Source organism: Actinomadura sp. 3N508 (assembly GCF_044326375.1).
GTDB lineage: Bacteria > Actinomycetota > Actinomycetes > Streptosporangiales > Streptosporangiaceae > Spirillospora.
In genome coordinates this window covers 100,693-119,937 of record NZ_JBIRAX010000004.1, presented here as the reverse complement: position 1 = coordinate 119,937, position 19,245 = coordinate 100,693, and the positions used below count along the sequence as shown (strand labels likewise).

The 19,245-nt window shown below is 71.6% G+C and carries 12 protein-coding genes and 1 pseudogene; 7 read left to right on the top strand and 6 right to left on the bottom strand.

Features of this window, described 5'->3' with window-relative positions:
- The 4 genes from ACH34S_RS16040 to ACH34S_RS16025 all read right to left on the bottom strand — a co-directional run bounded on the left by ACH34S_RS16040 (nucleotide 1) and on the right by ACH34S_RS16025 (nucleotide 10,078).
- Complete coding sequence (locus ACH34S_RS16040) at nucleotides 1-915, bottom strand: SPFH domain-containing protein (protein WP_395953437.1); 915 nt, start codon at nucleotides 913-915, stop codon at nucleotides 1-3.
- A gap of 39 nt (nucleotides 916-954) precedes the next feature.
- Nucleotides 955-2,502: an MFS transporter gene (locus ACH34S_RS16035; RefSeq protein ID WP_395953436.1), complete on the bottom strand. Its 1,548-nt coding sequence runs from the start codon at nucleotides 2,500-2,502 to the stop codon at nucleotides 955-957.
- 101 nt (nucleotides 2,503-2,603) lie between these two features.
- Entirely contained in the window at nucleotides 2,604-5,729 is a 3,126-nt protein-coding gene (locus ACH34S_RS16030) for a BTAD domain-containing putative transcriptional regulator (RefSeq protein ID WP_395953435.1), read from the bottom strand.
- Nucleotides 5,730-5,782: 53 nt separating this feature from the next.
- Complete coding sequence (locus ACH34S_RS16025) at nucleotides 5,783-10,078, bottom strand: AAA domain-containing protein (protein WP_395953434.1); 4,296 nt, start codon at nucleotides 10,076-10,078, stop codon at nucleotides 5,783-5,785.
- A gap of 186 nt (nucleotides 10,079-10,264) precedes the next feature.
- On the opposite strand from ACH34S_RS16025, the gene ACH34S_RS16020 reads away from it, so the two are divergent.
- Complete coding sequence (locus ACH34S_RS16020; protein WP_395953433.1) at nucleotides 10,265-10,549, top strand: hypothetical protein; 285 nt, start codon at nucleotides 10,265-10,267, stop codon at nucleotides 10,547-10,549.
- A gap of 75 nt (nucleotides 10,550-10,624) precedes the next feature.
- Here the strand turns inward: ACH34S_RS16020 and ACH34S_RS16015 are convergent, their stop codons facing one another.
- On the bottom strand, nucleotides 10,625-11,050 hold the full coding sequence (locus ACH34S_RS16015) for an ATP-binding protein (RefSeq protein ID WP_395953432.1): 426 nt from the start codon (nucleotides 11,048-11,050) through the stop codon (nucleotides 10,625-10,627).
- A 57-nt stretch (nucleotides 11,051-11,107) separates the two neighbouring features.
- On the opposite strand from ACH34S_RS16015, the gene ACH34S_RS16010 reads away from it, so the two are divergent.
- The 4 genes from ACH34S_RS16010 to ACH34S_RS15995 all read left to right on the top strand — a co-directional run bounded on the left by ACH34S_RS16010 (nucleotide 11,108) and on the right by ACH34S_RS15995 (nucleotide 15,746).
- A complete protein-coding gene (locus ACH34S_RS16010; protein ID WP_395953431.1) occupies nucleotides 11,108-11,971 on the top strand; it encodes a helix-turn-helix domain-containing protein in 864 nt (287 codons plus the stop codon).
- On the top strand, nucleotides 11,968-12,162 hold the full coding sequence (locus tag ACH34S_RS16005) for a DUF397 domain-containing protein (RefSeq protein ID WP_395953430.1): 195 nt from the start codon (nucleotides 11,968-11,970) through the stop codon (nucleotides 12,160-12,162). Before ACH34S_RS16010 ends, ACH34S_RS16005 begins: the two co-directional genes overlap by 4 nt.
- A 138-nt stretch (nucleotides 12,163-12,300) precedes the next feature.
- Complete coding sequence (locus ACH34S_RS16000) at nucleotides 12,301-14,766, top strand: hypothetical protein (RefSeq protein ID WP_395953429.1); 2,466 nt, start codon at nucleotides 12,301-12,303, stop codon at nucleotides 14,764-14,766.
- Nucleotides 14,763-15,746 carry a phosphotransferase family protein gene (locus tag ACH34S_RS15995; protein ID WP_395953428.1) on the top strand — a complete coding sequence of 328 codons (984 nt, stop codon included), beginning with the start codon at nucleotides 14,763-14,765 and terminating at the stop codon, nucleotides 15,744-15,746. Before ACH34S_RS16000 ends, ACH34S_RS15995 begins: the two co-directional genes overlap by 4 nt.
- A gap of 38 nt (nucleotides 15,747-15,784) precedes the next feature.
- Here the strand turns inward: ACH34S_RS15995 and ACH34S_RS15990 are convergent, their stop codons facing one another.
- Nucleotides 15,785-16,951, bottom strand: coding sequence for an epoxide hydrolase family protein (locus ACH34S_RS15990; RefSeq protein WP_395953427.1), 1,167 nt, complete (start codon nucleotides 16,949-16,951; stop codon nucleotides 15,785-15,787).
- Here ACH34S_RS15990 and ACH34S_RS15985 point away from each other — a divergent pair.
- Together ACH34S_RS15985 and ACH34S_RS15980 are read left to right on the top strand one after the other, a co-directional pair.
- Nucleotides 16,917-17,174 (top strand): annotated as a pseudogene (locus ACH34S_RS15985) (helix-turn-helix domain-containing protein); the annotation flags it as partial. The gene ACH34S_RS15990 and the pseudogene ACH34S_RS15985 overlap by 35 nt on opposite strands.
- A gap of 743 nt (nucleotides 17,175-17,917) precedes the next feature.
- Nucleotides 17,918-19,033, top strand: coding sequence for a hypothetical protein (locus ACH34S_RS15980; protein WP_395953984.1), 1,116 nt, complete (start codon nucleotides 17,918-17,920; stop codon nucleotides 19,031-19,033).
- Nucleotides 19,034-19,245 lie beyond the last annotated feature (212 nt).

Sequence of the window (19,245 nt, the reverse complement as noted above, 5' to 3'; positions counted from 1 at the left end):
TCACTGGTAGAGGCTGCCGGTGTTGACCACCGGCTGCGCGTCGCGGTCGGCGCAGAGCACGACCAGCAGGTTGCTGACCATCGCGGCCTTGCGCTCCTCGTCCAGCTCGACGACGTTCTCCTCGTCGAGCCGCTCCAGCGCGAGCTGCACCATGCCGACCGCGCCCTCGACGATCCGCTGCCGCGCCGCGACGACCGCGCCCGCCTGCTGGCGGCGCAGCATCGCCTGCGCGATCTCCGGCGCGTAGGCCAGCCGGGTGATCCGCGACTCGATGATGTCGACGCCCGCGGACGCGACGCGCTGCGCGAGCTCCTCCGACAGCTGCGCGGTGATCTCGTCGGCGTTGTCGCGCAGCGAGGTCCGGTCGTGGGCGTCGTAGGGGAAGCTGCCCGCGATGTGCCGGACGGCCGCCTCCGTCTGGAACGCCACGAACTCGACGAAGTCGTCGACCTCGAACACGGCGCGCGCGGTGTCGGCGACCTGCCACACGACCACGGCGGAGATCTCGATCGGGTTCCCGTCCAGGTCGTTGACCTTGGCGTGGCCGGTCTCGTGGTTGCGGATCCGGGTCGAGACCCGGCGCCGCTCGGTCAGCGGGTTGACCCAGCGGAGCCCGTCGGTGCGGACCGTCCCGTGGTACCGGCCGAGCAGCTGCAGGACCCGCGCCTCGTTCGGCGCCACCGGCGTCAGCCCGGCCGCGACGACCAGCCCGGCCAGCGCGAGCAGCGACCCCACGACGATGCCCGCCGCGAGGGCGGCGGCCCCGCCGGCCGCCAGGCCCGCCAGCACCGCCACGGCGGCCAGCAGGATCAGCGCCAGGGCGAGGCCGAGCATGGCCCATCCGCCGCGGTCGGCCGCCGCCTTCTCCTCGATCTTCGGGCGCGGCATCTCGACCTTGGTCGTCACGTCTGCCATCCCCGTCCCCCTTCACGTCCATCGGTTATCACCAATCTATCAAAGTGATATCACTTTTTCCATGTCGGGTTCCTCGGTGGTGTCCGGGATCACCTTCGGGACGTTGCGGAGCGTGACGAGCGCGAAGACCGCGACCAGGGCGGCGCACCCGGCGCTGCCCACGAGGGCGGCGTGCATGCCGTCCACGAACGCGCCGCGTGCGGCGTCGCCGACCTGGGCGGCGAGCGCGCCGGGGAGCTGCGCGGCGGCCTGCAGCGCCGCGCCGAGGGAGTCGCGGGCCGCGGCCGCGGCGGGCGCGGGAACGCCCGCGGGGAGGTCAAGCGCGTTCCGGTACACCGCGTTCAGGACGCTGCCGAGGACCGCCATGCCGAGCGCCCCGCCCAGCTCGGTCGCGGTCTCCGAGATCGCCGAGGCCGCACCCGACCGCTTCTTCGGCACGGACGCCAGGACGGTGTCACCGGTGACCGTCATGGCCATCCCGATCCCGATCCCGGACAGCACCATCCCGGGGACCATCGCCCAGTACGAGGTCTCCAGCCCGAACGTCAGGTACACCGTGAAACCGCAGGCGGAGACCAGCATCCCGGCCGCGACCACGCGGGCCCGCCCGAGCACGCCGATCAGCGGCGGGGCGAGCAGCGCGCCGCCGAGCATCGCCCCGGCCGCGCCGGGCAGCCCGGCGAGGCCCGCCTCCAGCGGCGACCAGCCGAGCGCGAGCTGGAAGAACAGCGAGAAGATCAGCGACTGCGCGACCAGGGCGAACATCGCGAACATGGTGGTGACGACCGAGCCGGTGAACGCGGCGTTGCGGAACAGCCGGACGTCGATCAGCGGCTCGTCCAGCCGGGTCTGCCGGACCAGGAACGCCGCCAGCGCCAGCACGCCCGCCGCCGCCGACACGTAGATCCGCGGCTGGTCCAGGCCGTGCGCCGCCGCCTCCTTGATCGCGTACACGACGCCGAGGACGCCGGCGCCCGACAGCGGGACGCTGAGCAGGTCGAGCCGCCCGGGCACCGGGTTGCGGGACTCGGTCAGCACGAGCGCGCCCGCGACCAGCGCCACCGCCATGATCGGAACGTTGATCAGGAAGACCGCGCCCCACCAGAAGTGGTCGAGCAGCGCGCCGCTGACGACGGGCCCGAGCCCGACCGCGAGCCCGGCGACGCCCATGAACGCGCCGACCGCCACCGTCCGCTCCTTCGGCTCGGTGAACGCGCGGCGGATCAGCGACAGGCACGACGGCATCAGCGTCGCGCCCGCGACGCCCAGCACGGCGCGGGCCACGATCAGCAGCTCCGCGGTCGGCGCGTAGGCGGTCACGGCGGACGCGGCGGCGAACAGCACGATTCCGGTCAGGAGCAGCTTCTTGTGGCCGATGCGGTCGCCGATGCCGCCCATGGTGATCAGCAGGCCGGCGAGCGCGAACCCGTAGGCGTCCGCGATCCACAGGATCTGGGTGGACGAGGGGTCCAGGTCGGCGCTCAGATGCGGGATGGCCTGGTTGAGCGCGGTGAGGTCGATGTTCGGCACGAGCGCGACCATGAGGCAGATCGTGAACGTGCCCCATTTACGGGCCGTGGTGTTCATGCCCGCAACGGTCGCGGAGGGCGCTGACCGTCCCCGCACCGTCCGCTGACCGCGCCGCCCCGGCGCCGTCCCGCGCCGTCAGCGGGCGGCCGGCCGGACCGTCAGCGGGCGGTGAGCAGGGCGCGGGCCTTCTCCCGCGACAGCGCCGCGCCCTCGGCGAACGCCGCCTCGTACGCGGCGTCGCCGATCAGCTCGCGGGCCCCGGCCGAGACCCGCCCCGCGTCCGGGTCGCCCGCGACCTGGACGCCCTGGAGCACCGCCGCCGCGCCGAGCAGCGCCGCCGCCCGGCCGCCGTCGCCCTCCGCGACCGCCACGCCCGCCAGCCCGGCGCCCGCGAGCGACCGGTACATGAAGATCGGATGGTCGATCGACATGTCGAGCGCATCGGAGAACAGCTCCCGCCCCCGCTCGGGGTCGCCCTCGGCCAGCGCCAGCCAGCCCAGCCCGACCAGCGCCGAGCCCCGGACGGCGGCGGCGATGAACCGCTCGGAGGTGTAGGTGGTCAGCGCGGTCTCGTACAGCCGCCGCGCCCCGGCGACGTCCCCGCGCAGCCGCGCCACCTCGCCGAGCCCGTGGTAGCCGCCGGCGATCTTGTCGGGGGTGCCGGCCCGGTGGGCCATGCCGATGCCGCGCTCGAACTCGGCCCGCGCCGCGTCCAGGTCGCCGTCGAGGATGTGCACGAAGCCGCGCTGGTAGAGCAGGTCGGCCGTGTCCTCCAGCGCGCCGAGCTGCGCCATGAGCTCCAGCGCCTCGTCCAGCAGCGCGAGCGCGCGCCGCCGGTCGCCGCGCCGCCCGGCGGCCTGGGCGAGCGGGTCCAGCGAGTTGGCCGTGCCCCAGCGGTCGCCGCACTCCCGGAACCCGCGCAGGGCCTCCGCGCCCGCCCGCTCCATCTCCGCGACGTCGCCCTGGGCCTGGGCGAGGAACACGTCGCTCATCCGCAGCAGCGCCCGCGACCACGGGTCGTGCCCGACCTGCATTGCGAAGACCTCGTAGTCGGTGCGGTCGGGGCCCGCCGTCAGGGCCCACAGGACGATCGCCACCGGATAGGCCAGCGGGCGCTGGATGCGGCGCAGGAGCGCGTCGGCCCGGTCGAGCCACGCCACCGCGTGCTCGCCGGTGCTGCCGCCCGCCACCGCCGTGGTGACGCACAGGACGTACTCCTCGTCGAGGCCGTCCGGGACGTCGTCGCCGATCGCCTCCAGGAGTTCCGACGCCAGCGGCGAGCCCTCGACGCGGCCGCGCAGCCACCAGTACCACGACAGCGACGCCGTCAGCCTCAGCGCGACCGCCCGGTCCAGCCGGACGGACCGCCGCAGCGCCGCGTGCAGGTTCCCGTGGTCGGCGGCGAGGAGCGCGAGCCATTCCAGCTGCTCGAAGCCCCGCAGATGGGGGTCGGCGCGCTGCGCGAGCGCGAGGAAGTACGCCGCGTGCGCCCGCTCGAACCGCTCCGTCTCGCCCGCCTCGGCGAGCCGCTCCGCGCAGAACGCGCGGACGGTGTCGAGCATCCGGTACCGGGAGCCGTCGCTCTGCAGCAGCGACTTGTCGGCCAGCTCGGCGACCAGCTCGTCCGCCTCGGGGAGGTCGCCGTCCAGATCGCAGACGCCGACGGCCGCCGCCAGCGTGAAGCCGCCCGCGAACACCGTGAGCCGCCGGGCGAGGGTCTGCTCCGCCTCGCCCAGCAGGTCCCAGCTCCACTCGACGACGGCGCGCAGCGTCCGGTGCCGCGGCGGGGCGCTCCGGTCGCCGCGCGACAACAGCCGGAACCGGTCGTCCAGCCGCGTCGCGACCTCGCCGACCGGCAGGGACCGCAGCCGCGCCGCCGCCAGCTCGATCGCGAGCGGCAGCCCGTCGAGGGCCCGGCAGATCCCCACGACGGACGCGACGTTGCCGTCGTCGACCGCGAAATCGGGCCGCACCGCCCCGGCCCGGTCGAGGAACAGCCGCACCGCCGGGTACGCCGCCACGGCGCCGGCCTCCGCCCCCTCGGGCGGCAGCTCCAGCGGCGGCAGCGGGCGCAGCGCCTCGCCCGTGATGCCCAGCGCCTCCCGGCTGGTCGCGAGGATCCGCAGGCCGGGGCAGGCCGTCAGCAGCCGGTGCGCGAGGTTCGCCACCGGGACGACGATGTGCTCGCAGTTGTCGAGGACGAGCAGCATCCGCCGCCCGTCCAGGGCCGTGACCAGCCGCTCCAGCGCGTCCGGCGGACCGCCGGGCACCGGCCGCATGCCGCCTTCCCGGAGCCCGAGCGCCGCGAGCAGCGCCTTCGCGACCTCGTCGCCGCCGACCGGCGCGAGGTCCACGAAGCAGACGTCGCCGCCCTCCCGCCCCGCCGCCTCGACCGCCAGCCGCGTCTTGCCCGCGCCGCCGGGGCCGAGCAGCGTGACGAGCCGCCCGTCCGCGAGCATCTTCCCGACCCGGCGCAGCTCCTCGTCCCGCCCGACGAAGCTGGTGAGCTGCGCGGGCAGGTTCGCCCGGACGGCCTCCGGCGCGGCGCCGCCGCCGGCCTCGCCGCGCAGGATCGCCAGGTGCACCTCGGCCAGCTCCCGCGACGGGTCGGCGCCCAGCTCCTCGGCCAGCACCCGCCGCCCGTCCTCGAACACGGCGAGGGCCTCGGCCTGCCGCCCGCAGCCGTGCAGCGCCCGCATCAGCAGCGCCCGCGCCCGTTCCCGCAGCGGCTGCGCGTCCACCAGGCCGCGCAGCTCCGCGACCACCGCCCCGGCGTCCCCGGCCGCGAGCCGCGCCTCCGCGAGATCTTCGACGACCGCCGCCCGCGCCTCCTCCAGCCGCGCCGCCCGCGCCTCCGCGAACGGGGCGCTCACATCGGCCAGCGCGGGCCCGCGCCAGAGCGCGAGCGCCTCCGCGAAGGCCCCGGCCGCCGCGCGGTGCCGGCCGTCCGCCAGCGCCCGCCGCCCGTCGCGGGCCAGCCGCTCGAACCGGTGGACGTCGACGTCATCGGCGTCGACCGCGATCCGGTACCCGGCCGGGAGGTGCTCGACCAGGGCCGCGTCGCCCAGCCCGCGCCGGAGCCGCGACACCTGCGACTGGAGCGCGTTGGCGGCCCCGACCGGCGGCTCGTCCCCGTACAGCCCGTCGATGAGCCGCCCGGACGGGACGATCCGGCCCGCCTCCAGCAGCAGCATCGCCAGCACGGCCCGCACCGAGGGACCGCCCACCGGCACGGGCGCCCCGTCGATACGGGCCTCCACCGGACCCAGGACGCCGAACCGCATGCCCCGATTCTCCCGCATCACGATGGTTCCGGAGCCTGCGGCGTACGTCCCGTTCAGGGCACGAGCCGGGCCGGGTCGCCGGGCGTGATGCCGAGCCTGCCGAGCAGAGGCCACAGCGAGGACATCGCGGCGTCCGGGTCGCGGTAGAAGACGCTGCCGCGCACGCGCCAGAACCGCCAGCCGAGCCGCTCCAGGACGGCCTGGCGGCGCAGATCGTCCTCCCACTGGCCGGGGCCGTGGAACTTGTCGCCGTCGCACTCGATCGCGAGCTTGTGCCCGCCGCCGCGCACCACCAGGTCGATGCGCAGGTTCCCCACGGGATGCTGCGGCGTGACGAGATACCCGCGGCCGAGCAGCATGCGCAGGACGCGGCGCTCGAACTCCGAATCGCAGCGGGACTCCAGGTCGCGGGCGAGGTCGGTGGAGCGCTGCCCGTCGGCGGCGTAGCGGATGAGCCGGGCCCGCTGGTCCTCGGGGTGCAGCCGGTGCGGCTGGACGCTGTGGAACACCCACATCTGGTCGCGGGCGCGGCTGGCGGCCACGTTGATCCGCTGCTCGTAGCGCCGGGACGTGAACGGCGCGCCGTCCCCGTCCGACACCACGCTGATGAACACCACGTCGCGCTCGTCGCCCTGGAAGCTGTAGGAGTCGCCGCAGCGCAGCAGGCGCCGCTCGTACTCCTCGGGGCCGAGCTTGCCGAGCAGCCGCTCGTCGATGAGCTGTGCCTGGCGGCTCGTCCCGAGCAGCGAGATGACACCCATCGAACGGCCGTCGTAGGCGGGGTCGGAGCAGCACTGGACGACCTGGTCGACGACCGCATCCGCCTCCGCCTCGTTGACGTTCCCGATCGCCAGGTCGCGGCGGACGCCGTCCGGGACGTGCACCGCGCGGACGGCGGGCCCCGGCGGCCGGTCGGCGGACTCCTCCCGCAGCGGCTGGATCTCCCCGCCGTAGTAGTGCTGCGAGGAGAACTCGATGATGCGGGGCAGGCAGCGGAAGTGCTCCCGCAGCCGCACCACGCCCGGGAAGAGCCGCGCGGACGCGTCGTAGAGGCTCGACTCCATGTCCAGCAGCAGCGCGTTGGGGAAGCCCGGCAGGTGGGTGCGGATCAGCTCGTCCACGCGGTCTCGCCGGACGCCGACGGCGGACGGGCTGATCTGCTTGTCGTCGCCCACGACCACGACCTTGTGCCCGAGGCCGAGCAGCCCGATGGCGAACACGTCGCACTGGCTGCTCTCGTCCACGATGACGACGTCGAACGGGGGAGCGGCGGCGGGATCGAACGACTCGGCCACCCGGTAGTACGGCATGATCCACACCGGGACCGCGCCCATCGCCTCCGGCAGCAGCCGCTGCGCCTCGGCGCGCCACTTGTTCGCGTTGACGCCCGTGCCCTTGCCGATCTTCCGGAGCGTCTGCAGCCAGCCCACCAGAGCCTGCCGCTGCGTGTGCCCGAGGCCCCGCTTCATCGCGAGCCACGCGGACCGCCGCGTCAGCTCCAGGGTGAGGCGGCGCTGCTCCTCCTGTGCCTCGTCCAGGCGCCGCTGCACCTGACCGAGGTCGTCGGCGTCGATGATCGCGCGGAGCCAGGTCTCGGCCTGCCGCCACCGCCACAGCGCGTCGAGCCGCGAGGGGTCACCGCAGACCCCGATGTCGCCACCGGACTCCAGAATGAGCCGCGCCCACCCGGGCGCGACGGCGGCCAGCCGCCCGTGCAGCTCGTTCAGCCGTTCCACCTGAGGCCGCAACGCCGCCAGCCGTGCCGCGGTCGCGAGCGCCGCGTCCCAGGCGTCGGCGTCATGACGTTCCAGCGCGGAAACCAGATCGGTCCAGAGAGGACTGGCGCCGTCCCGCGCCCGCCCTTCCCCGAGAAAGGCGGCCAGTGAGTCGAAGTCCGCATGCACCTGCCGCTGCCGGACCCGCGCCTGCAACCCGCCGAGCACGGTCGCGAACCGGTGCAGATCGTCCGGGACGGGACGCGCCGGAACCGCCTCATCGGCGATCACCCGCGCCAGCCGCGCACGCAGCCGCGGCCACCGCTCGGTCTCCCAGTCCAGCGCGGCATGGATCTTCTGGGCCTCCGCGTCGATCCAGACCTCCACCGCTCCCGCGCCCTGCGGGACGGGTGCGCCGAGCGTCGCGACCAGTTCCTCGTGCCACAGCCGCGCGGCCGTCTCGCGCCGCCTGCGCAGCTCCGCGAACGCGGCGATCTTGTCGATGTCGGCGGCGGTGCGGGGCGGCTCGCCGTCCAGCAGCGTCGTCCTGAGGAACTGGGCGAGCCCGCGCTGCACCAGCGGCGACACCCGCTTGCCCTGCGCGAACCGTGCCCGCGCCTGCTCCAGCAGCGCGAGCGTGTCCCGGTAGGGCGCGGCCGACAGCTCGATCAGCGACCCGGCGATCGTGGCCCGCAGCCGCCCGCACTCGGCGGCGTCCTCGGACAGCCGCCGCGCATGCCCGGCCCACAGCTCGCGCCACCCGGGATTCTGCACGACCTGCCCCCGCAGCCGCGTCACCCACGGCTCCTGCAACCCGCCGAGCGCGCGCGCCGCGTGCCCGCACTCCTCGGCCAGCGCCGCCACCTCCTCCGGGGCGACGCCGTCGACACGTCCGAGGTCGGCGCCGTGCTCCTGGAGCCCGGCGAGGATCTCGCCGAGCCTGCGCAGCTCCTCCCACCGGGCGGTGAGCCCGGCACCGGCGGGGAGCCGCCGGGCGGGCGGCAGGTCCAGGGTCGCGCCGACCGCGTCCTGCCGCCCGATCCCGGCGGCGAGCGTGTAGAACTCGGTGATCTCCCGCACGTCCAGCGGGCACTCGGACGCGGTCGTCAGGGGATCCGGGACACAGCCAGTCTCACCCTCATGCTCGGCCAGCCACTCGGCGACCTCGGCCGCCGTCCGCCGGAACCCGCCGGCCTCCAGGCTCTCCTGCTCGCGCTCCAGCGACTCGCGCAGCCGCTTGCGCAGCAGCGCCACGTCCCCCTGCACCCGGTCGAGCCGGTCCCGGAGCGCGGCCGCCGCCCGCTCCTCCCGCTCCTCGTCGACGCCGTCGGCCGCCGCCGTGATCGCCTGGACGGACCGCTGCAGCTCCGTGATCTCCGCTGACGACGACCCCAGCACGGCCATCGACAGGTCCCGCAGCTCCGCCGGGATTTTGTCGCGCAGCACGGCGAGCGCCTGGTCCTTGTGCGCCGTGACCAGCACCCGCTTGCCGTGCGCGACCAGATGCGAGACGAGGTTGGCGATGGTGTGGCTCTTGCCGGTCCCGGGCGGGCCCTGCACGGTCACGCCGCTGTGCCGGGCGAGTTTGCGGGCGATCTGTTCCTGCTCGTCGTTAGCGGCGAGCGGCAGCAGCAGCCGCTCGGCGACCGGAGCCCAGTCGGCATCCCCTTCCGCGACGGTCTGCCGCGCCGCGTCCTCCCCGGCGGCGAGCGCGACCATCGGCGCGGGCAGCCGCTCCCCGTCGGCGACCGCGGCCTTGAGCTGCTCGAAGAACCGCAGGAACATCACCCTGCGCTTGCAGACGAACAACCGCCAGGTCATCGCGATGACCGGCGCCTTCCCGGCCTCCGGCAGCGCGGGCCCGTCATCGAGCCTGTCGTCGAGCCCGAGCGGCGCGAGGATCCGCCGGTACAAGGCCCGAGTCTCGTCCGGCGCCCAGGGATTCACGGACTCGTCCCGCACATGCTCAACGATCCCGTTGAGCTGGTCGAGCCCGGCGACGCCGAGGCCCTGGAGGCAGTCGAGCTCCAGCGCGGGCAGCCCGTCCGGGACGATCGAGATCTCGCCGGACCGCTCGTCGAACGCGATCCGCGCCCGCGTGATCAGCAGCGGGTGGCACACGCGCTGCCCGCCCTGCTTCCAGCCGAGGACCCCGTGGCCCCACACCAGCTCGTGCGTGGCCCCGTCCGTGCGCATCCGCTGCCGGAGCCGGAACAACGTCTCGTAAAGCCGCCGCGCGGCGAGGACGTCCCGAGCCGCCTCCGCCCAGGGCACCCAGACGCTCTCCCGCCACCGCTGGAACGACGCGTGATCGTCGTCTGGGAGAAGCTCGTCCGGAGCCTCCGGCGGCACGTACGGATCGTCCCGCACCACACCGCGGAACCGTTCGCGCAGCTCAAGGGGAAGCCCAGGCGCCAGCGGCTTCGACACCTTCCCGACGCGCAGCCACGCGTCCCCGGCCGCCGCCCCGACGCGCACCGCGGGATGCGTGGGCAGCTCGTCCGGCGAAACGGCGACGTCGTGCTCCCCGACATGCCGGACGGGCTTGGCGTAGATCTCCTGAGCGAGCGCGCCCAGGTAGTCGTAGAGATGCCCGATCCGCTCCCGCGTCATCGCGTCCCCGGTCACCGGCACCCCCACAATCCTCTCGTTTCTCCCCATATACCCACGAACTAGACCTAGATGGGACGCACCACACCGCCTTCCGGTTGCCGTCGCGGTCACATCCCCCGATTTGGCCTATGTAGGTCATCGCCAGTAGCGCCATTCCCCTCCGGCTATGATCGTCCAGTTTTAATCCCGAACACCCGGAGAGGCATCGTGAATATCGATTTCAGTGCCGACGCCACTTTCTCGTGGTACGTCGTATTACTGGGCGTGTGCAGCATCGCCATGCTCGTCATGGCGGCCATCGGACTCGGTCAAGACGTCGTCTCGAGGCTGCTCAACGCCGCGTTCGGCATCGGCTTCCTCGGATACGCCATCTATCTCGGCTTCATCTTCGATGGCACCGAATACACCCTGTTCTTCTACGTGTTCATCCTGCCGGTGCTGATGCTCTTCCGATTCGCGAGAGCCCTATTCGGCCGACGCGAAAGCACCTGAGAAACAAGCCGCGGGAGCGGCCCCTCCCCGCGGCTGCCCATGTACGCCGACCTGGCCACCGGCTCGCCGACCCGGTCACGGTTTGAGGCGGGCCCAGACCCATTTGCCGCTGGACGGGTCGGGGGTGTGGCCGTACTCGACGGCGAGAGCCGCGACGATGGGGAGCCCACGCCCGCCGTTGTCGTCCCACCCCTCTTCGGAGACGTCGAGCGTGTCGATCGTCATCTCGGGCACGGGCCGCGGCTGCGGAACGTCCGGGCTGGAGTCCCACACGGCGATGAGGACACCGGCGGCGTCACGGCTGCACTGGTAACGGATCTCCTTGCCGGGCGTGGCGGCCACGGCGTTGGTGAGCAGTTCCGAGGCGATGAGGAACGCATCGTCTGAAATGTGCTCATAGCCCCACATGTACAGCCGCGTTTGGGTGAGCTGGCGTGCCATACCCGGCGCGGCCTTCGTGCCCGGCAGCGGCATCAGCAGACAGTCCGGCTTCGCGATCATCGCTCGTCCGTCCCTTCCTGGGAGTTTTCACGATTCGTGTCCCCAGGATCACCATCGGTGATTAGAGTGAGTTGTATTCGTAAACATCTCAAACCTCGGGAGATGTCGATGAGTGCTGCGGACGAAATCGATCCAGGGTCCTCGCTCTACGCGTGGCTGGCGTATGACCTGCGGTTTTACCGTCAGAAACGAGGGCTCACCGGTACCGAGGTCGGCAGGATCATCAACTGCGTCCGATCCCACGTTTCGAACCTGGAGGCGGGCCGATCCTGCATCGACCTGGACCAGGCCAGGGCCCTCGACAAGGCGTGGCAGACGGGCGGGCACTTCGAGCGCCTGCTCGGATTCGCCCGGTCGCTGCACAGCCCGGACTGGTTCCGCCAGAGCGTCGAGTACGAGGTGAAGGCCAAGATCCTCCGTATCTACCAGGGCCAGATCATTCCCGTTCCGTTCCAGACGGAGGACTACGCCCGCGCTGGCCTTTCGATGGCACGCGTCAACGACGTCGAGAAGGCGCTAGCGGGCCGCATGGCGCGACAAGAACTGATCATCGGCAGGGAAGACCACCCCCTGATCATGGTTCTCCTCGACCAAGGCGCGCTGGACCGTCCGGTGGGAGGGCCTGTGGTCATGAAGGCCCAGCTCCAGCGATTGCTGGAGCTAGGGGAACGCCCGGACGTAAGCATCCAGGTCATCGCCCGATCGGCCGGATGGCACATCGGGCTGGACGGGTCCTTCCAGGTCATGAGCCTGGAGCGCAGGGACGTCGCCTACACGGGCGCGTTCCATGGCGGCCGGTTGGTTCAGGACGCTGCCGAGGTCAGGGAGATCGCCATAGACTTCGAGTTGATCGGGACGAAAGCCTCATCTGTGGGCGAATCCCGTGCCCTGATCGAGAAGATCATGAAGGAGTTCGCGTGACGATCAACTGGCGCAAGAGCTCGTACAGCGGTGGCTCCACAGACGAGATGTGCGTCGAGGTCGGCGATCTGATCAACGGGGTGGGAATCAGAGACTCCAAGGATCCGGCTGGTGAGCGCCTCGATGTGAGCACCGCGGCGTTCGCCATCTTGATCGACCGGATCAAGCAGGGAGAACACGACCGGGCGTAATCGTGTCAAGGCCGGTCCTGACGCGGTCGACACAACGTCCGCCTTGAGAACCGGCGATGAATTATCGTCGGTCCGGGACTTGTTGCCGTCCGTCCCCGCCGGGCGGAGAGATTCAACCTCGGCCACGGGAGTCGTGTCATGCCCCTCGAACCTCGTTTCCGGCGGGTGGCCGCATTGCACCGGCCGTTCGTGGACCGGGAACAGGTGATGGACGCGTTCGACGAACTGCTCGACGACCACCGCGAAGCCCCTCGCGTGTTCAATCTGGTGGGCGTCGGCGGCATCGGCAAATCACGGTTGCTGCAGGAGCTGAGGCAGCGCTGCGCCGCGACGTGCCGGACGGCGACGATCGACCTCCAGGTTCCCGCGATGCGGCAGCAGGAGGACGCCCTCGCGGTCCTGCGCGTGGAACTCGGGCGGCAGGGCGTCAGGTTCGACCGTTTCGATATCGCCTACGCCGTGCTGTGGCAGCGGCTGCACCCGCACCTGCGGCTGTCCTCGCGGGACCTGCCGTTCGTGGACCAGAGCGAGGCGCTCTCCCAGATCCTCGACGGCGCGGCGGGCGTGCCGGTCTTCGGCACCGGCGTCGGGCTGCTGCGGCTGCTCGGCAAGGCGACGACCGGGATGCGGCAGCGGCACCGGATCAAGGCCGACGACACGCTGAGCCGGCTGGACGACCTGACCAACGCCGAGCTGGCCGACGCGGTGACGTACCTGTTCGCCGAGGACCTGCGGGAAGGCTCCGACCGTCCCTACGCCATCTTCGTGGACGCCTACGAGGCGCTGGTCCCCGCCCCGGCGCGGAGCGGACGGTCCGCCGTGCAGGACGTCTGGCTCCGGGATCTGATCGTCCAGCTCGACCGCGGGGTCGTGGTCGTCGCCAGCCGCGAGCCGCTCGGCTGGGCGTCGCACGACCCCGGCTGGGCGGAGGTGATCCGCGACCAGCGGGTGGACGGGCTGCCGATGGCGGCCCGGCTGGAGCTCCTCGCCGGCGGTGGCATCGCGGACGAGACGGCGCGCCACGCCATCGCGGCCGCCAGCCAGGGGCTCCCGTTCTACCTGCACCTGGCCGTCGACACCCGGACGACCGCGCGGCAATCCGCCGCGGTGTCGTCGGAGGAGATCCTGAACCGTTTCCTCGCCCATGTCGCCGCCGACGAGATCCGCACCCTGGAACTGCTGAGCGTCACCCGCGTCTTCGACTTCGAGATCTTCCAGGCGGTGGCGGACGCCTTCGACCTGCCCCGGCACCGGATGGCATGGGAGTCGTTGACGGCGTACTCCTTCGTCTATCCGGCCGGGACCCGTGGCAACCGCCTGCACCAGCTCATGAAGGCGGCGTTGTATCGGCGGCTGTCGCTGGAGACCGTCCGGGACGTCCAGGCCCTTCTCAAGGACGTGTGGGACGACCGTGCCGCACAGGACCAGATCGCCGAGGACGCTGTCGCCACGAAAGTGCAGGCCGTCCGGGAGGCGGCGTTCTGCGGCCTGCACGGCGACGCCTTCACCGGCGCCGACGTCCTGTCGTACGCGGACCGCGCCATGCTCTACGGCGGCAAGCAGGGTGTGGACGGCCTGGCCCGCGACCTGCGCGAGTACCTGGACGCCGGGAAGGGAAGCGCCGAGCTCGCCCAGACGGCCCGCTGCCTTGACGCCGAGTCGGCGGTCCTGCTCGGGGATGCGGAGGCGGCCACGCGGCTCACCCCGTCCATCGACTGGTCCTTGGACGACACGCCAGGAGCGCGTCTGGCGCTCGCGGGCGCGCACGGACGGCGGATCGCGGGCGCCACCGGCGAAGCCCAGGAACTCTTCCGCCGGATCTGGAACGAGCATGCCGGTCCCGTGCGCCTGCGGGCCGGTTTCTGCGTGGCCGACCTGGACATGTGTCAGGGCCGTTTCGACGACTCGCTGTCCATCACCGAGCAGATCCTCGGCGAAGCCCCGGACGACGACTTCGTGCTCCGCGGCGACGTCGCCCGGCTCCAGCATCTCGGGCACCGGTTCGCGTTCGACCTCGACGCGTCCGGCCGCGCCCTGGAGACCGCGTCCGCCCTCTACGAGCGGGCGGGCGCATTGATCGAGCAGGCCAACATCAAGACCAACAGGGCGGAGCTGCTGGCCTGGACCGACCCGCCGAGCGCTGTCGATTCCGCCGCCGAGGCCATCAAGACGCAGACCGAGCTGGGCGCCCACCATGAGATCGGCAAGGCCTACACCGCGCTGGCCATCGCCCAGCTCCGCCTAGGGCAGTACGCCCCTTCCGCGGCGTCGTTCCAGACCGCCGCCGAAGCGCTGGACCGGGCGCGGTACCGCTCGGGCCGGGCCCGCGCGGAACTCTTCCGCGCCTTCCTGTACGCCCGCACCGGCGACTCCGGCCGGGCGGCCGCGTCCGCGCGCTGGGCTGTCGCCGAACTCGTCGGCGCCGAGGTCTACCCGACCTTGATCATGGTCGCGGGCCGGCTGCTGGAGGTCCTGGACGCCGCCGGCGACGACATCGGCGAGGTGGCCGGTCGCGCTCGCGCCCAGATCCGGCCGCCCGGCCTGCTGGCAGCGTTGGAGATCCGGGCGGGGGAACTCGTGGCGACACTGCTGGAGGGTGCGTGACCTGGCGGGAACTGTACGAGCGGGCGCGCGCGCACGGCGACTCCGCGACCGGGTATTACAACGACAACATCCGCGTCGACACCCCGGACGGGCCGGTCATCGTCCGGATCCCGATCCGCGGCGCCGACATGATGGATCTGCGGCCGTGGCGTGAGGACCGGGTCCTCGCCGCCATCTCCCCGCACGTCCGGCATGCCCCGCGCGTCCTGCACGTCTCCGCCGACCCGCCGTTTCAGGTGCACGAGTTCATCGCCGGGGACGTTCTCAACGACGTGGCGCCGCGCGGCGTCGCCGTCCCCGCTCACGTGCTGGACGACGTCGTCCGGCTCTTCGCCCAGCTCGCCGGCGTTCCCCGGCTGCCGGACGTCCCCGAGTCCTGGCCCGCGGACGGCGACACGACCGCGTTCGCGCGGCGCCTGTCCGCCCTGACGCAGCGCGTGTACGACACCTACAGCGCTCAGTACTCCGATCTTTTCACCGCGCTGGCCATTCCCGCCGATCCCCTCGCCCCGGTGGACGACCTATGGCGCGGCCTCACCGCACGCCCCTTCACCTGCGTCCATGCCGACGTCCACCGCCGGAACATGATCGTGGGCGGTGGCACGACGACGTTCCTCGACTGGGAGCTGGCACTCTGGGGCGATCCCGTCTACGACCTCGCCGTGCATCTCCACAAGATGGGGTATCTCCCGGACGAGCAGCAGGCGCTCATCGACCGCTGGGCCCCCGTTCTGGCGCCCGAGCACACCGCCGGGTGGAGGCGGGACCTTCCCGCCTACCTCACCCACGAGCGGATCAAGTCGGCGATCGTCGACGCGGTCCGCTACTCGCAGCTCTTCGCGCGGAACGGCCCCTACCCGTATCCGGAGCAGCAGCTCATCAGGACGATGGCCGCCAAGCTCAACGCGGCAAGGCGGCACTGGGGCCGGCCCGACCTCATTGATGACCGGACCGTCGAGGCCGCTCTGCGTGCGCGCTGAGCAGCGGGCACGCGGAGCGGCCTTGGATGACGCGGGGGTCAGCGGAGGGGACGGAAGAAGGTGCGGACGTCCTCGGTGAGCAGGTCGGGGCGTTCCATGGCGGCGAAGTGGCCGCCCTCGTCGAAGTCGGACCAGTGGACGATGTTGTTGCCCTGCTCGGCGTACCGCCGGATCGCGATGTCCTCGGCGAACGCGGCGACGCCGGTCGGGGTCGTCGGGGGCTCGGGGTTCCAGTCGCCGGACATGTGCATGTTCTCGTAGTAGATGTTGGCGGCCGAGCCGAAGGTGTCGGTGACCCAGTAGAGCATCACGTCGGTGAGCATCCGGTCCCGGTCGATCGCGGTCTCCGGAAGGTCGCCGGACGGGTACGTCCACTCCTTGAACTTCTCGACGATCCAGGCGAGCTGCCCGGCGGGGGAGTCGGTGAGCCCGTAGGCGAGGGTCTGCGGGCGGGACGCCTGGATGTGGAAGTACCCGCTGCCGTCCGCGGTCCAGTTCGCGAGCCGGTCCAGCCGGGCGCGCTCGCGGTCGTCCAGCGAGGCCCTCTCCTCGTCGGAGACCTCGCCGAACGGGATGAAGCCGTAGGTGGCGGCGTTCACGTGGACGCCGACGACGTGCTCCGCGTCGATGCGGCCCAGGTCCGGTGCGACGAACGCGCCCATGTCGCCGCCCTGCGTCCCGTAGCGCTCGTAGCCCAGCCGGTTCATCAGCGTGGCGTACGCGCCGGCGATGCGGCTGGAGTTCCATCCGGCCTCGCGGGGCGGGCCGGAGAACCCGAAGCCCGGCATTGACGGGATGACGACGTGGAAGGCGTCGGCGGGGTCGCCGCCGTGCGCGCGGGGATCGGTGAGCGGGCCGATCATGTCGAGGAACTCGACGACCGAGCCGGGCCAGCCGTGGCACAGCAGCAGCGGCAGCGCGTCCGGCTCGGGGGAGCGGACATGCAGGAAGTGGACGGTCTGCCCCTCGATCTCGGTGACGAACTGCGGGAACTCGTTGAGCGCCGCCTCCTGGGCGCGCCAGTCGTAGGACGTGCGCCAGTACTCGGCGAGCTCGCGCAGGTAGTCGACGGGGACGCCGCGCTCCCACGCCGCGCCGGGTAGGGGCGCACCCCAGCGGGTGCGGGCGAGCCGGTCGCGGAGGTCCTGCAGCTCGGCCTCGGGAACGTCGATGCGGAACGGACGGATCTCGCTGGAGCCGGTCATGGCGTCTCCTTCGGGAGTATGCGGAACGGATCGTTCTGTTCTCAGTCTAGCAGAACGGAATCATCCATTCCACTACTCAGTCCTCCCGAGGCGGGTCGGGGCGGAGTCCGCCATGGACCAACAGCAGGTTCGGGGTGGGCAGCTCAGGTACCGGTGCCGGCTCTACCCGGACGTCGGTCGGCAGCAGTCACTGGCGCGGGCGTTCGGGTGCGCGCGGGTGGTGTTCGACGACGCCTCCGTCGCTGGCCAGGAAGCGCACGCAGGCACTGCCCGATCTGAACACCGTGTGCCGCGACCTCTTCGCCTCGGTGCCGGGAAGTGGAGAGAGCGCCCGATCGCACCGTCTCGCAACTGGTCCCGCAAGGACGACCGGCAGGCGATCCGGTTCACCCGCAACGCCCGCTTGACGGTCACGGCGGGCGGGAAGCCGTGTCTGTCGAAGGCCGGGGATGTGCGGGTGCGATGGTCCCGTCCGCTGCCGCTCGAGCCGTCGCCGGTGACCGTGATCAAGGACGCGGCGGGCCGGTACTTCGCGTCGTTCATCCTGGACGTCCCGTGCGAGCCGCTGCCGGAGACGGCGGCCGAGGTCGGTATCGACCCGGGGGCGACGTGTTTTGTGATGCCGCCGGACGGCCGGAAGATCAGCCAGCCCGAGGTGTGCCCGATGGGGGACTGTGCTTGCGGGCAAGGGTGTCGGATCGAACGGACAGGAAAAGGGGCACATCTCGCGCTCTCGGGCGAGGGTCGCTTGTGTCGTGCTCTTCAGGGCCGACAGGATGATGGCCTGCCCCATGCAGGATTTATGGACGCTCTGTCAGAACTCGATGGCCATGACGAAGTGAAGGGCGCGCGGGAATGCGGCATGTCAGGGAATCCGATCAGCGGAGTGCCGACCGGTACGGAACGGTCCGCCCCTCTAGATCCGACGGCTCCTCGGAAGGGGCGGCGCCCTCTTCTTTTGGGGTCATGGAATTGCAGAGGCTGGCGGGGAACGCCGCGGTCACCCGGGCGATCCAGGCGGGCCGCGGCGACCGGCCCGCCGCGTCCGCCGCGTCCGCCGTCGCCGTTCAGCGGTACCACGTGGTCGCATCAGACGCCGAGAATTACCCCGCCAAACAGAAGAAGAAGTTCTTTGGCGCTGATGAGGATCTGTCCGCGGACGACAGGTTCTTCGTGCGCCAGGACGCCGACCAGGACGGCGGCTTCTATGCCGAGAAGGATCCGCCCACCGCCAGGCTGGCCTACTCCGGGCGAGTCCCGCTGACGGTATCCGACAACGCCGATCTGGCCGTGGAGGGCGGCGCGCAGCCGAAGCACTTCTTCGCCACCGAGGAGAAGATCAAAGAGTCCGTGGAGCTGCTCAAGGGCAGGGTGAAACTGGTGAAGACCAAGAGGTACCTGCGCATCGAGAGCGAGGGCCGGGAAAGACGCCTGTTCGAAGTCGTTCCCCAGACCACCCTCCTCGAGAATGAACAGCGCGGGGTTGAAGCCCGCACACCCCAGTTGTGCAATGAAATGGCGGAGTACGTCACCGGGAGCCGCAATATCCACTCCGCCTCGACCAAATACTGGTACATCGCCGGTTCGGTGGTCGACGAACTTCGTCCCGGTCGCGATTATGCGAGCAGAATAAAAAGGGCACTTGAGGGGAATGACAGAGACGCATTCGATCAACTAGGGTACACGATCAGCCGGAACTTTCAGGATTTGATGGCACAACATTCCGGTCTGATGGAGGAAATGCTCCAGCAGTTGGGATTCAACCAGTACGCGTCGGCGCCCGGCATCGGCTACTCGATGACCACGATGGGATACGGCGACGAAGCCCAGGAGGCGGCGGAGCGGGCAAGGAGAACCCACTTTGACTATCACTACGGCGCAGTAGTCGCGAGAAGCGGTTCGGACTTCATCACCATGGAGAACTATGCCCGCGACAAAAACGTCCCGACGCAGAGCTCTGGCGACCCCCTCTGGTACTTCCGGATGTACGGCACTGCGCAACCGGAGCAGAGCTGGCACCGGCAGTGGGCCGGAAGCGGGTCGTTCAGGGGGGCCGTCGTGAGCTTCAGCGTCAATCCCTGAGCCCCGGCCAAACGGCGGCGCGGCGGACGGGGGCGCGTGCGCGTCGGGCGGCTGCCGTGGTGGGCACCATCGGACTCTCGCGGGGGCCGGTCGGCACGTGCATTGCCCTAGGAGACCTCAGCGTGCGGGCTAGGGGACGTGAACCAGATCAACCGGTGTAATGGTCGTGGTGGGCGCTAGGGTGAGATCGTCCGCACGGCCCCCCGGCCGGG